Below are 415 nucleotides of genomic sequence, written 5' to 3' on the forward strand. Positions count from 1 at the left end.
GTGCGCCATCAGGTTCGCCTGGGTGTTCACCACCTCTTTACCGCTGGCGTCCTTCGTGGTGGTCATATTATGGATAACTTCCGCCAGATACGGCGCAGCTGCACCGCTTATCGCCTGGCCGATATTGCCGCCCGCCAGCCCCTGCACCGCGGCCGTCGCGGCCTGTACCGCCTGCTGCATGGTACTGCCGGTGCCCCAGGGCTTCATCGCGTTGAGGTAAGCCTGCTTCCTGACATCCTCTTCCGTATATGGCTCGCCTGCGGCGTCAAGCTGTTTACGGGCTGCCGCCAGCGCAGCCGGGTCCGTCTTCGCCTTCTCGCCCGCGATTTTCCCTTCCGTGCGCAGGATATCACTAACCTGGCTGCCGATTTCCCCGATAAGCTGCGCTTCCTTGATCCGCTGCTGCTCCTTCTCC

At 62.7% G+C, this 415-nt stretch carries 1 pseudogene; it reads right to left on the bottom strand.

From position 1 onward, the window contains the following. Positions 1–415, bottom strand: a pseudogene (locus JJB97_RS18395) (VENN motif pre-toxin domain-containing protein); the annotation flags it as partial.

Origin of the sequence: Tenebrionibacter intestinalis, from assembly GCF_016632365.1 — a bacterium.
Taxonomy (GTDB): Bacteria; Pseudomonadota; Gammaproteobacteria; order Enterobacterales; family Enterobacteriaceae; genus Tenebrionibacter; species Tenebrionibacter intestinalis.